The organism is Streptosporangium amethystogenes subsp. fukuiense (genome assembly GCF_042665875.1).
GTDB lineage: Bacteria > Actinomycetota > Actinomycetes > Streptosporangiales > Streptosporangiaceae > Streptosporangium > Streptosporangium fukuiense.
Genome location: NZ_JBHTEE010000001.1, coordinates 9,439,879 through 9,452,985, shown reverse-complemented (window position 1 = coordinate 9,452,985; position 13,107 = coordinate 9,439,879). Strand labels below are relative to the sequence as shown.

Annotated in this window: 10 protein-coding genes and 1 pseudogene; 7 read left to right on the top strand and 4 right to left on the bottom strand. The window is 64.4% G+C overall.

The annotated features are described in order from the left end of the window. Positions 1-575: 575 nt before the first annotated feature. The 4 genes and pseudogenes from ACFQVD_RS41905 (at position 576) to ACFQVD_RS41890 (ending at position 4,328) form a co-directional block, all read left to right on the top strand. The gene (locus tag ACFQVD_RS41905) at positions 576-1,190 is read left to right on the top strand and encodes a DUF6461 domain-containing protein (protein ID WP_343974397.1); all 615 of its coding nucleotides are present in this window, start codon (positions 576-578) and stop codon (positions 1,188-1,190) included. A 494-nt stretch (positions 1,191-1,684) separates the two neighbouring features. After that, a complete protein-coding gene (locus ACFQVD_RS41900) occupies positions 1,685-2,923 on the top strand; it encodes an MFS transporter (protein ID WP_343974400.1) in 1,239 nt (412 codons plus the stop codon). A gap of 170 nt (positions 2,924-3,093) precedes the next feature. Further along, a pseudogene (locus tag ACFQVD_RS41895) lies at positions 3,094-3,708 on the top strand (transposase family protein); the annotation flags it as partial. 35 nt (positions 3,709-3,743) lie between these two features. Further along, on the top strand, positions 3,744-4,328 hold the full coding sequence (locus tag ACFQVD_RS41890) for a DUF6461 domain-containing protein (protein WP_343974403.1): 585 nt from the start codon (positions 3,744-3,746) through the stop codon (positions 4,326-4,328). Between the two features lie 256 nt (positions 4,329-4,584). Here ACFQVD_RS41890 and ACFQVD_RS41885 read toward each other — a convergent pair whose 3' ends face one another. The 3 genes from ACFQVD_RS41885 to ACFQVD_RS41875 all read right to left on the bottom strand — a co-directional run bounded on the left by ACFQVD_RS41885 (position 4,585) and on the right by ACFQVD_RS41875 (position 9,173). Further along, the gene (locus ACFQVD_RS41885; protein WP_343974406.1) at positions 4,585-5,634 is read right to left on the bottom strand and encodes a DUF6461 domain-containing protein; all 1,050 of its coding nucleotides are present in this window, start codon (positions 5,632-5,634) and stop codon (positions 4,585-4,587) included. A gap of 61 nt (positions 5,635-5,695) precedes the next feature. Further along, positions 5,696-5,962 (bottom strand): hypothetical protein, encoded by a 267-nt coding sequence (locus ACFQVD_RS41880; RefSeq protein WP_343974409.1) that lies wholly within the window; start codon positions 5,960-5,962, stop codon positions 5,696-5,698. A gap of 277 nt (positions 5,963-6,239) precedes the next feature. Then, a complete protein-coding gene (locus tag ACFQVD_RS41875; RefSeq protein WP_343974412.1) occupies positions 6,240-9,173 on the bottom strand; it encodes a M20/M25/M40 family metallo-hydrolase in 2,934 nt (977 codons plus the stop codon). 365 nt (positions 9,174-9,538) lie between these two features. Between ACFQVD_RS41875 and ACFQVD_RS41870 the strand changes: the two genes are divergently transcribed. Next, positions 9,539-10,126, top strand: a complete 588-nt coding sequence (locus tag ACFQVD_RS41870; RefSeq protein ID WP_157594386.1) for a hypothetical protein — start codon at positions 9,539-9,541, stop codon at positions 10,124-10,126. Positions 10,127-10,713: 587 nt separating this feature from the next. Here the strand turns inward: ACFQVD_RS41870 and ACFQVD_RS41865 are convergent. Then, positions 10,714-11,172, bottom strand: a complete 459-nt coding sequence (locus tag ACFQVD_RS41865) for an ATP-binding protein (RefSeq protein WP_343974420.1) — start codon at positions 11,170-11,172, stop codon at positions 10,714-10,716. Positions 11,173-11,586: 414 nt separating this feature from the next. On the opposite strand from ACFQVD_RS41865, the gene ACFQVD_RS41860 reads away from it, so the two are divergent. After that, positions 11,587-12,414 (top strand): helix-turn-helix domain-containing protein, encoded by an 828-nt coding sequence (locus ACFQVD_RS41860; protein ID WP_343974423.1) that lies wholly within the window; start codon positions 11,587-11,589, stop codon positions 12,412-12,414. A 14-nt stretch (positions 12,415-12,428) separates the two neighbouring features. After that, the gene (locus tag ACFQVD_RS41855; protein WP_343974425.1) at positions 12,429-12,635 is read left to right on the top strand and encodes a DUF397 domain-containing protein; all 207 of its coding nucleotides are present in this window, start codon (positions 12,429-12,431) and stop codon (positions 12,633-12,635) included. Positions 12,636-13,107 lie beyond the last annotated feature (472 nt).

The following is a 13,107-nucleotide window of genomic DNA, read 5'->3' as shown; positions in this document are numbered from 1 at the left end:
TTTACTTGTTTACCAGGAGTTACGGGTCCACAAGCCGGTTTTCGCACTTCACATCTGCTGACCTATTACCTTCACTTGTGCCTCACAGAGTACATCTCCAGCATGACCTTGGGCAGAAGAAAGCAGCGCCCAACGACCTGCGGTTACGCTCTCCTGCGACATTCGGGCAGCCGACTACCCAACCTCGCATACCTCAGATATCCATCCCGTACCGACCTGCCATGGCAACAGGAAAGATGCCTGCCCACGCAACCGCTCTCCATCGATACACCCAAACCAGGGATGCCTTTTATCGATACTAGTTTCATCTTAAATAGCTATCAATTCCGACGAACGCCTAGATACCACCTAGGTCGCATCAAACGATGCATGTCTGCAAAACAAGTCCAAAAGCCGACTAAAACACTTTGATGGACGATTCAGGATAAAAGGCTGATCTAGTCAACTACCGGGCGACCGAAGTTGCAATACCGCCCAGAGCCGTTACAACGGATATAGATGACCCGAATCACCTTGATGGTCACCAGGATCTCCAGCTCAGGCCGGGACACCACATCCTCAAGGAGCCATGACACATGACAGATGATTTGAACCTCTACGATCTCCTCGACGAATACGACCTCGACAACGAGGATTTCGGCTTCCGCGCGGCTTGGTGCGAAGGCCTGACCGGCGAGGAGGCCGCGCGTCGCCTTCGAGCAGACCTTGACAGCGCCTACACGTCCACTATCGACGAGCTGATGCACGAAGAGGGAGACTCCGACTTCGATGAAGGCGCGGTCCTCATCGGTCCGGCCGGGACCTGGACAATGATCCTGCAGCTCAACGGACTGGACTGCACTCGATATTCGGCACTTGAGGCATTGTCCGCCGGGGCCGGGCGAGCAGTTGGAATCGGCTGGAGCGTCAATGGTGACGAGCGGCTGATCTATGCAGAAGATGGGCGCGTCCTGGTCTCAATGGACTTCATGTTTCCAGAGGACCGCAGCGGGCCTGATCGCCAGGCGCTCGACCCGTATATGGAGGGACTTGTTCTCGCGTACGAGGAGGGCGCCGATGTCGAGGAGAGCATCGACGCCGCCTTGACCCTGATCGGCCGAATCACCGGACATCCCATCGATCGCGACTGGGTCGAGGCCCGCCACACGTTCTACGTGATTCCCCGAGACGCATGGGCCTTCCAGTCGTAGGCACGGGACGTCGCGGCCCGTAAGGCTCTCGGTCACGAAGAGTTCACGCCGGACATCATCGGTTTCACTCCGCTCAAGCTCCAATTCTGGCTGGACCACTGAGACAGGGTCGACGGAAACAGCCTGAGCTCTCGGAGGGAAAATGGGAACACGAGCGCGAGACCGTCATCAGTGCGGGCCGGAGTCCGAGGTGTCCGGGTACCAGCGGAAGACCGGGCGGAAGCGGCACCAGGGGCCGGAGGTGGCCGCCTGCTCTGGCGAGGAGTTCACTACCAAGACCGGGATTTTCGACAGAACTACTTCATAGAATATCAAGGCCACCGCTTCCCAGCGGGTTCTGGGCGTACATCGAGAGCGCATCTGGGGTCTGGTGAAATCATTGCCCTGGCAAAGGAAATCGGTCTGAGCCTGAAGGCGAGTGAGCTCACAAGGGTCGACCGAGGTGGCGCACAAGGGTGGCCCTGCGACGTGTTGTTACTGCAAATGGATAGGGAATGACGTTCACAAGGCCTCCCCTCGCTCTGGTCGCGCTCATCCTGGGAACGCTTGTTTCCGCGTTCGGAGACGGCATCGCACTTTTGGCGATGGTCCTGGACGCGGCGGACAAAGGACCGACGTGGTGGGTCACAGAAGTGTATTTCGCCGAACTGGTCCCCCCGCTGCTCCTGGCACCGGCTCTCGGCGCCTTCGTGGACCGCGCCAACGCCAAGAAGGTCTGGGTGGCGGCGGTCCTGCTCCAGGCCGCACTCTTCGCAGCGGCGACGCTGATTCCAGATTTCCACGTACGGGTCGCTCTTGTCGCTCTGGCCAATGTGCTGGCCGTTACCTCTTCGTCGGCCAGCTTCAAATTGCTTCCCGCGGTCGCCGGGGCGGCGGGCATCGAGAAGGCCAACGGCGGGCTCACGACAGCCCTGTCCATCGCCGGTCTGGCCGGCCCCGCTTTCTGCGGCGCCTTCCACCCCATAGTGGGATCCTCGTGGTTGCTCGGGCTCAACGGCACCACCTTCCTGGTGATGGCGCTCGTCGTCGGACTGGTCATCCCCGGTGAGATCGACAAACGCGTGTCGGTGGGCGGGAACCCCTTCGGCGGAGCACTCGACGGGTTGAGGGCCATGTGGCGATCTCCGATCGTCGGCCCGTTACTGCCCATTTTCGCGGGGGTCGTCTTCGCGACTTCCATCGAGGGCGTCGCCGGTGTCTTCTACCTGCGAGAAGTGACGAGCAGCGACGCCGTCTACGGTCTGCTGCTGTCGGCCTGGGCCCTCGGATCCATACCCGGCTCCCTCATCGGAGGGTGGAGCAGGGTGTCGCGCCATCATCTCGTCATGCTGCTGGGCGGGGCATTTCTCGTGTCGGCCGCACTGCTGGTCGAAGGGTTGGTTCCCATCGCCGCGGTTATCGGGTTGGCGTTCCTCGTCGGTGGCTTCGGCAACGGTGTGCACAATGTCGGCGTCCGTAACGTGATCCACCACAACATCAGCCCGGAGATGCACGGCAGAGCATGGGCGTACTACCGCGTGCTCGTGAACACCTGCCTGGCACTTGGGTATATGTCCGGCACCCCGGGAGTTTTCGTGGATGCCCGGACCGCGATCCTCGTTTCCGCACTGCTGTCCATGGTCGTCACTTTGCTCGCGATCTCGTGGTTTTGGAGGCGACGTTCGGAAACGGGGGTGCCGCCAGAGGCCCGGGGCGGCGTTCAGACCGTTTCCAGACTCAAGGAGCCGCGGTGACAGGCCCTTCATCTGCGCATGGAGAACACTGAACCTTTTTCACCCTCTGGGGATGGGCTTACTGGTCACAGCATGATCGCGACTCTGACGTTCGCCTGATGGCGTAGAAAGCTCCTGGTAGACGGATTGATCACCACAACCAGACCCGTCACAACCAGGAGCTTCAGGGGCTGTTCTACCGTGCCGCGGTCGATGTGTCGCGTTCAACGCTGAACTACGTGGCCGGGCTGATCCGTCGGCGGCGCAAGGCGATCGGATCGATCCGGCGGCGGCTGAACCCAGGACAACAAGCCCTGCTCGTCCTGGTCTACCTGCGCAAAGGCGAGACGTTCAGCCAACTGGCCGCCGGGTTCGGAGTATCGACGGCAACCGCCTGGCGCTACGTGGAAGAGACGGTGAGGCTGCTGTCGGCGCGGTCTCCGAAACTCCGGCAGGCGGTACGCAAAGCCAAGAAGGACGGGCTGCACTATCTGGTGCTGGACGGCACGCTGATCCGCACCGACCGGGTGAAAGCCGACCGGCCGTACTTCTCCGGCAAGCACCGCGTGCACGGGATGAACGTCCAGGTCATCGCCACCCCGGACGGGACGATCCTGTGGACGTCCGGAGCGCTGCCCGGCAAGGCGCACGACCTGAGCGCCGTCCGGATCTGGGGCGTCCTACGCGAACTGGAGCGGGCCAGCATCGTCACGCTCGCCGACAAGGCCTATCAGGGGGCGGAAGGCCCGGTCATCACCCCGTACCGAGGTAGAAACAAGCCAGAGTCCCAGAAGCGGGCCAAAAGGTTCATCGTGTCGGTCGGTGCTGCGAGCATGACGAAATGATCACGCCCCCTGACGACTATGCCTGGTTCTCCTACGAGCGCTTCCCCGACCTGACGGAGGCCTACTGCTTCACCTACATCCGCGGCCTGACACCCGAGCAACTGGTGACCCGGCTCGGTGCCCGGCCGGAGGACTTCACACTTATGACGCTTGAGGAGCTCATCGCGACCAGCTACAGGCACGGCTACGGCACCGCGTTCCTCGGCGCCACGACCATCGGCGACTGGGTGTTCGTCGTCGAGCCCAACGGCGGAATCGGCGCCGATGAAGGAATCATCACGCCATTGTCGGCGGGAACCCGCCTCGTCTCCCACTTCCGCGACGTCGAAGGCGTCGAGTCCTTCTACTGGAGCGAAGATGGAGAGATCCGGTTCTGCTTCATCGCTGATGACGGTTACTCGGAAGAGGCGCCGGAGGAGATCGTGGAGAGCATGCAGCGGATCGACTCCGACTACAGACACCTCTACCCCAGCGAAGGGCCGGCGTTCCTCATGGCCGAGCGTCTCACCGGAATCACGCTTACACCGGAACTGCTGGAGGGGTCCACCTACCTGTGCGGAGCCATCCCCGAATCGAGGTGAGCAGGATTCATTGTCTGTGACCCCCGCAGGCTAGCCGCAGCCGGTGGATCACTCCGCTGCAAGCTCCTACGAGATTCACCGATGGGCGCGGGGTTCGTCCCGGCCCACGGCCACATACTTCCTACTCGGCAGGGAGAACGTGATGGCGTTGGATCTGAACGTGGGCGAGGCGGTGTGGTTCCACGGCGTGCACATACCTCGGGGACGGTACCGGCGATAAACCTGATGGTGTTCACCGTCCCCCGCTCGCAGTTACTCAGGGGTCGAGGAAGGTGACGATCTTTCCGAGCGCGTAGTGGCGGTCGATGTCCCCGTTCTCCTCGCTGAGGTAGGCGCCGCCGGAGTAGTTGACGACCTGCCAGGCCCGCGAGAACGGATCCCTGTCCGGATTCACCGCCGCCCTCAGTGCCTCGGCGGCGGCTCCCTTCACCGCCCATCGGCCGTAGTCGGTGTCATGGCCCGGTGAGGGATATCGCTGCCGGGCGCTGTCGGGCGAGGCTTGAAACGCCTCCCACTCCCGTCGCGCGAACTCCATCCGGAAGTCGCCCAGCCGTTCGGCCAGCTCGGCGGAGCACGCGCCGGCCGCGATCAGGGCCAGCGCCTCCTCGACCAGGGGCCCGTCGATGCCCGCCGTGGCCACGGCCATACCGGCCGCGATGGCAATGATCTCCGGCACCCTGTCGGGCGTGGGGTCGGCGATGATGCGGGCGATGCGAGAGTCGACAGCCGCGACGGCCCGCATGCGCCCGTCGACGCGCAGAGCCGGGCGCGCGACAACGGTCATCGGACGTAACCAGTGCAGGGCGTGAGACCGGGCCGTCCAGTCGTCGTCGATGACGACCCCCGACAGGTGCTCGGCCACGGCGAACGCGGTGGCCCTCCAGTCGGCGCGCCAGTCGGCCTCGCCCACCGGCAGGCCGTCGAGCCACTCCCGGCCGGAGGCGCCGTCGAGATCCAGGGCGTCGAACGACGCGACGACCTCGCCGTCACGGACGTAGCTGACGAAGGTGGCCATGTTGACGGTCCACGCCATCCGGAACGCCTCCCCCTTCGCCGCGACCTCGCCCAGCAACGCCTCGCTCAGCCCACGGAACGCGAACGGCTCGACGATCACAGCCCACTCCCCGTGACGGGCCACCAGAGCCACGCCGGTGGCGTCGTCGGGCAGGTCCTCCGGGGCGATGCCGAACAGGCCGTCGAGGGTCTCCGGCTCCGACACCAGGGGGTCTCCACCGAACACCCGGACCGCCTGGTCGAGATCACCGGTCCTGATCCAGGTGAAGCAGGCGGTCTCGATCTCGATCATCTGAACGCTCCAGGAAGTAGCAGGGTGAGGGCGGCGAACAATCCGCCCTCACCCTGTTCATTTATTGAATGGGGGGAATGGGACCGAGGATGGCGTCGGATGCCTCCAGGTGACGGCCGGACAGCAGCCACCGGTCCAGGGCGAGGTGGCGGATGTGCAGGATCCGCCCGTCGGGGTCGGCGAGGATCGCACCGGCGGTCGCGTGGCCACGGAACTCCTTGCGGGTCGTGAGGTCCGCGCCGTCGTCCAGAAGTTCCAGGGCGGGGGCGAGGGTCTGCTTCTCCTCACCGCCGAGCCCCCATTCGGCTTGACGACCAAGAGGGAGCAAGCAGACACTGACGGTGTCGTGCTCTCTGGGGCACGGAAGTGGCGCCGGGAACCCCCCGATGGAATCGGGAGCCCGGCGCTTACACCTTCTAAGGTCCGCTGCCGGATATCGAGGAAGCGGTCGGCGTCGCGCTGATTCAGCAGACCCAGCCGAGTCCGGATGTCTTCCGTTGTCAATGCGGCCTCGCACCCCGGCGGCCGCAAACCCCGAGTCGAGGCATCCTGCCGCCGCCGCGCCTGCCCTCTCGTGCGCGCACTGAACTTCCGGTTCACACGCGTCACACGATGGAGATCGACCGCACCTGGGTGTTGCCCTTGGTTTCGACATATACCTTGTAATCGCCGACGGTGTAAGTGCCGGCGGCGTTGTTGTCGATGGTGAACGTGGCCGTCACAGGAGACTCGCTGCCGTCGATGTGGGTCTGCTTCACCGTGATGGTCAACTCGTTCTTGTTGCCCTTCAACTTCTTCACCACCGCCGACGGCTTGGCATCGATGACCGCGTTGGCGACTGTCACGTAGACCGCGTCGGGCGAAGAGAACTCCGCGTTCTTTTGCCCATCACCGAACAGGAAGAAGCCCCGTTGTTCGATGGCTCCGCGCCCGGGGAACGGATCTGGGTTTGAGGCCAGGTACGTCGGATTGACCGTGTACAGGTCCGTCTTGGAATCCGCGAGGACGGCCTGCACCCCGGCGTACGGGGCATCGGTGATCGCGAGGTTGACCGACAGGTAGATGGCGTCGGGGTTGTTGGCCGAGATGCGCGAGGAGAAGTACTTGTCCGCATTCTGCCCCGCAGGAACGGCCAGCGGCACAACCGCGTCGCCGACGAGAATGTTGAACTGGAAGTCGCCGTAGCCACCGGCCACGAACTTCGCCCAAGCCTCGTCCGACATGTGGTCGGGGCGCTCCACCTTGAACTCCAAGCGCATCGGCGACACGTACGTGGTGTTCAGGTACTCGGTGTCGGTCAGGGGCAGGTAGACCCCTCCCGGGGCGTGCCCCAGCGCGAAAGCCGAGGCCGTCGGAGCCGAGTTGCCGCGCCCGTTCCACATCGGGATGTTGAACGAGGTGGCGCCGAGCAGGGCCTGGGTGCCCAACCGGCTCGTGCCGACAGCGGCCGACGCGTCCTTGTAGGTTCCGATCGTGACGTCGAGCAGGTCGAGGTCCGCCCGGTCGGAGTTCAGCCCCGGGATGCTTGCCCACATGAACTTGGCACCGGCGGGCCCGGAGTACCGGGCCATCTCCAGCATGCCATCGGCCATCATCTTGGTCATCTGCACTGCCGAGTCGACCTTCATCCGCTCGTTGGCCGTGTGCCACCAGCGCTCGTTACCCGGGATCACCGCGCCGAAGGCGGTCATCTTGTTGCGGAAGTTGCCGGCCAGGGTGCCGCCGGTCGTGCCCTGCGGATAGACCACGTCCCTGAGGGAATATGGATCCGCGAACTTCTCCGGGTTGCGGTTGATCGAGGCTTGGTAGCTCCCGAACTGAAGAGCCGTCAGCGGGTTGTCGTGAGTGACGTACAACCCGGCGCCGACGGGCGAGCCGAGGTTGCCGATGGTGAACCCCTTCGCCTGGAAGGCGGCCGTGACCGCCGTCGTTGCCTGGCTGGAGTCAGTCGCGGTGACGTGCATGCTGCGCACGTACATCGGCATGCTGAGGCTTCCGGAGGCGTCCGGGTAAAAGCTCGTCGGGGTCTCCGAATTGATGCCTCCCATGAGGGCAAAGGTCAGGTTCGGGGTGCCGTTGCTCGGGTTGCGCAACAGGCTCGCCGGGATGCCCATGTACTTGCCGATATAGGCCTCGCCTTCGACACCGTCGCGGAAGAACAGGTCGGCGATGCCGTCGGCGGCTTTCTTCAATTGCATGTCGGCGGCCGTGGTTCCCAGTGCGCCGAGTCCCTTGGAGAGGAGGAACATCCCCCACACGACGGCATTCCTGCCGTACTGCGGGGTCGGCATCTCCATCGCCACATCGGTGTTGATCTCCAGCGTGAGCGAGTCGCCGGTGATCATGGTCTGCACCTTGGGGGTGGTGCGGGGAGCAGCCGGGAGCCAACCCTTCGTGGTCGCGGCGGCGGTGATCGCCGCTACGAATCGGTCGCGCTCGGCGGAGCCGGCCCCCGCCACGTCGAGGGTGAAGATTGCCCGGGAGGCGATCTGCGTGGTGCTGCCGTAGGCGATGTCCTTGAGCGTCGGATCGCCTTCACGCAGGGTGACGCCGGCTGTGGCATCCGTCAGCCGGAAGGCCTTGGTACTGTCTGCGGACAAGCTCATCGACACCGACGGGGTCACTGATCCGGAGTTGCCGACGATGACCGGGAACCGCGAGTCGGAGGTGTAGGCCGCGATCGGGATCTCCTCCCGATTGAGGTTCTTGTAGGCCCAGTTGTCGTAGAAGCTCGGGTTCGAGTTGTACGGGATGGACTGGAAGGTGGCGGTGTTCGTCGTCGAGGGCGTGCCGGGACCGCCGTCTTCGTAGATTCCCATGACGATGCGGATGCGTCGGTCGAGGGGCAACCCCGCCTTGAGCAGCGCCTTGGCCGCGAGCAGCGTCGCCAGCGTCGGACCGCTGTCGTCCTGCACGCCCGCCCCGTAGACCCAGCCGTCCTGGACATAGGGCGAGTGGTACGCACCAGGAGTGCCGAGGTTGCCATCGGCGTTCCGCCAGCGCGCCAGCTGGGCCGGCGAAACGGAAGCCGTCGGCGAGTCGAGGTGGCTCAACGCCATGACCATCTCCGGGGCGTCCGGATCACCGATCTCTGCGTAGACGTACTTGTCGGGCTGGCGTTGGACGACCACCGGGAAACCCAGGTCGGTGGCCAGCTTGACCACCCAGGCGAGCTTGGCGACCTTGCGGTCGTACTCGTTCTGGTTGGCTTCGGTGTTGCTGACCGGGAAGGGGTACGCCGTCGCGGCCGTGCCGCCTCGGGAGATGGAGTCGTAGCTCGACCCGTCCAGCATCGCCCCGATCAGACTGAGCGGGTCGTAGGTGCCGTCCCCCGCCCGCGCGCTGTTGACGCGTCCAGCCAACGCCTCGACTTCCGCGTGGATCGCGTCGCGCTCGGCGTCGGTCACCGACAGATCGTAGGTGACACCCGGTTGGAAGCGCTCCTCGCCGGAGCTGGTCGCGGACGCGTCAGCCGCTACCCCCGTGGACAGGAGCAATGACACGCCAAGTGTCAGCGCAAGAGGCTTCTTCCGCGTCACCGCGATCTCCCTGAATGGTCAGACCCAAAAACGTCGGATGATCTTCGTTGTACGCGAGACCTTTTCAGGCCCTTCCCAAGCTTGTCAATATCGAATGGATTCCCACTCGGGCGCGTCGGACAGCGCCTGGCCGACCGGCTCGGCACTACCCCCGGCCACGGACGCCGCTCTCGCCCCGCCGGCCCCTGAAGGGATGAGGGACACCGTCAGGTCCCTGCGGCACGCACCGGGGACAACAGCCCGCGGAGCGGCCATCGCCCCGGGAAACGGGACCGTATCCAGAGATCAATCCTCGTTCTACACTCGGTACGGCCAGCCCCCCGGCCTCGTTCCATCTGGCAGGACACGAAAAAGCGGAAGGGAACATGAAAGAAAAAGAGGAGCGCGCCGCGCGGGTTTACGAAAGAACCAGCACCCTCGCGACGGGAAACGTGCTGGCGCAGGGGGCGAGCGGGTTCTTCGGCGGCGGAGCGAACCTGGTCGTCGACGTGATCGCGATTCCGTTCTACATCGACCTGTGGAACGACGTACGGAGCATCTACGGCAGGGGCCACATCACCGCGGAGGCCGCCAAGGAATACCTGAAGCCGAACATTCCCTTCCTCGCCCAGGACCTGCTCTGGGACAAGCTCGTCGGCTCCATTCCCATCGTGGGGATTCCGTTCAACATCGCCTTCGCCAAGGCCCTGACGTGGCGCCTCGGCGCATGGTTCGGCATGCTCTCGGCAATCGGCGGGGACAGTACTCCCAACGAGAAGATCACCGCGTCCACGATGGAACTCACGCGCAGAATCTTCCCCTCGCTGGGAGACACCTTCAGCTTCAAGGCCCCCGACAGGGACGTCTTCGTCTCCTTCGTCGCCTCCGTGGACGGCTTGACGCATCAGGAGGCCCAGAATCGGGCCGAGGAGGCACTCCGGGTACTCCGCGGCGAAAAAGACACCCCGTCGTAACACCCGGCACGTCGACTCCGTGCGTCCGGAACGTCTCCACGATGCGGGAAGGGGTCGGCGGGGAGCTTCGGATAGCCGGTCCTGAGACCGCCGTAGGGCAGGGTCTGGTCTCCAACGGGCCCAGCAGCAGATGCCGGCTGAGCGACAAGCTGCTCAACATCGGGAGCCCGGCGCTTACGCCTTCTCCGGACGCTGCGCTCGCTTCTTCTTGGCAGCCGGGGCCTCGTAGGGGTCCAGACCGTGCGCAGTCAGTCGATATCGAGGAAACGGGCGGCGTCGCTCTGATTCAGCAGACCCGTCCGAGTCCGGATGTCGTCCATGTCGCTCGCCTCCTCCCATTGTCGTTCCTGCTGTCATCATCGCCGATCGGCCTATCACCGGACAGGGAGCCTCGCCGCTTCCGCAAGCATTACGGTCGGCAGCAAGGAGATCATGATGGGACGACCCGACGGACGGAACCCGCCCACCGGTCGGTCGCGGCACAGTTTCGCACGTGATCAGGCCGCGAGTCCGTGGTTCGGACGATCGCGGCCCTCGTGCTCCGGCGTGCTGTCGCCGTACGGCTCAAGCCGGTCAGCGACTCCTTTTCAGGGCTCAGTGGCCTCTCGGGGCGATGGTGGGGAGGCCAGGGTGCACCAGACGATTTTGCCGCCCAGGGTCGGGCGGTAGTAGCCCCAGTCGGTGGCGAGGAGGTCGACGAGGTGGAGGCCGCGGCCGTTCTCGTCGTCGGGGGCGGGGTCGCGGACGACCGGGGTGAGGGGGCTGGCGTCCCAGACGCGGAGCACCACGGTCTCGCCCATCCGGTAGAGGTCCATCCAGATCTGGTCCGGGTCGGCGTACGGGATCGCCTTGGCGGTGTCGGGGCACGCGGCGTGCGCGGTGATCGCGTTGGAGACCAGCTCGGAGGCGATGAGCTGGGCGGTCTCGATCAGGTCGTCCCGGTGCCAGCTCTCCAGTACGCGCCGGACGTGGACCCGGGCGTAGTAGGGCGAGGTCGGGAAGACGGAGAGTTTGAGGTACTGCGTGCTGCCGATGGCACCGGTCATTTCACCCGCTCCTGGTTGGTACGTCGGGCATAGGACCGGCACCGTTCGCAGCCGGGGACGCCGCTCACCCCCACGGGGGACGGGGGCACGGTGCCGGTCCTATGGGAGTACGGCCGGGGAGCGTCGCAGATGTGTCGCCGGTCGTACCGCTGAGGCCGGACGGACACCCGGTACGGGGTGGGCCGCCTCGGGAGGGAAGATCGCCCGCCCGGCCGTCTGGGGAAATCATGCGTTTCACCTTCCAGGGGGACACCCACCTGGAATGCTTACGGAGAGAGCATGCACCATCACTCTTGGTTAATGCAAGGGGCTTCATTTGTTCTCACACATGATCCAGAGATGCACCAAATGCGGGAGAGGTAGGGAATGAGCGAAAAGACACCCCCGTCATCCGGCAAGCGCCAACCTCCTACGGTGCGTCTGCGCCGCTTGGCGTCCGAGCTACGTCGTCTCCGCCAGGCCGCCGGACTCTCCCAGGATGACGTCACGGAGAAAACCCACGTCAACATCGTCACGCTCTACCGAATCGAGACCGCCAAGACCAAACCGCAGCTCAGGACACTCCTCGCCCTACTCGACATCTACGGCGTCACCGGCGACACCCGTGCAGATCTGATAGCCCTGCAGAAGGAGGCTAAGCAACGCGGCTGGCTACACAGCTTCGAGGCGAGCCTCCCCGACCAGTACACCGCCCTCATCGGTCTGGAGGCAGAGGCCGAACAGGCCATCAACTACGAGTCGCTGTTCATCCCCGGCTTATTGCAGACCGAGGACTACATCCGGGCGATGATCCGCGGTGTACGGCCGACCGCCACCGACGAAGAGATCGAGAATCGCGTCAGCGCTCGACTGCAGCGGCAGGCTCTTTTAGAGGGAGACACCCCTCTCCGCTTGTGGGCGATCCTGGATCAGGCCGCCCTGCTCCGACGGGTCGGCGGCGACTCTGTCATGCGTGCCCAACTCAAGCACCTGGCCCAGCAGGCTCGACGCCCGCACATCACCATCCAGGTCATCCCGTTCTCCGCCGGAGCCCATCCGGGAATGCCCGGCAGCTTCATCGTCCTGAAGTTCGCCGAGGACAACTTCGACGTGGTCTACATCGACAGCATGGCTGGCGACCTATTCCTTGAGAAGGAATCGGATATCGAGATGTATAACCATATGTGTCAGCATCTTCGCGCGATAGCGCTCAGCCCAGCCGACACAACCGCGCTACTCGCATCTCTACGCGAAGATCATTAGCGGAAGGAACCGAGATGCAGCCAGATCTATCGGGTGCACGCTGGCGTAAGAGCAGCCTCAGCGCTGACGGAGCAAGCTGCGTCGAGATGGCCTTCGTCGGCAACGACGTCGCCGTCCGCGACACCAAGAACCGCGACGGCGGAACCCTCATCTTCCACCGCAACCAGTGGACCACCTTCATCAACGGCATCAAAAACAGCGACTTCGCCCCCCTCCCCTGACCACCCCGAAGAACTCCAAAACCGACAGGACCGAGTCCCGCGAGGAGAAGATCCAAGACCGCCGGCCTGTCGCAAAAACCGAGGTCCCGCCCAGTGGGCGGGACCTTCGACCAACGGCGCGTGTCCGATGGCGTGGTCGAGGTCGGCGAACAGGCCCATTTCCGTGCCCGTCAACTCGCTTGGAGTAATAGGCGTACCCGCGCGACCGTCGACTCGGGGCCGGACAGCGCGAAGGCCGGACGCCCGATTCCATCGGGAGGCCCGGCCTCACTTCCGCACCCCAGAGAGTGCGGCACAGCTCGTCTCGCCAAGAATGACCAGGCAAGCATGTTGAGCCACAAAAGGCGCGAGAGCCGGGCACCCGATTCCATCGGTGATCCCGGCCTCACTTCCAACACCCACCGGGGGCGCGGCACTCCCCAGCCTGCCTCACCAACAGTGATCAGACAAGCACTTTAAGCCATGTTTGGAA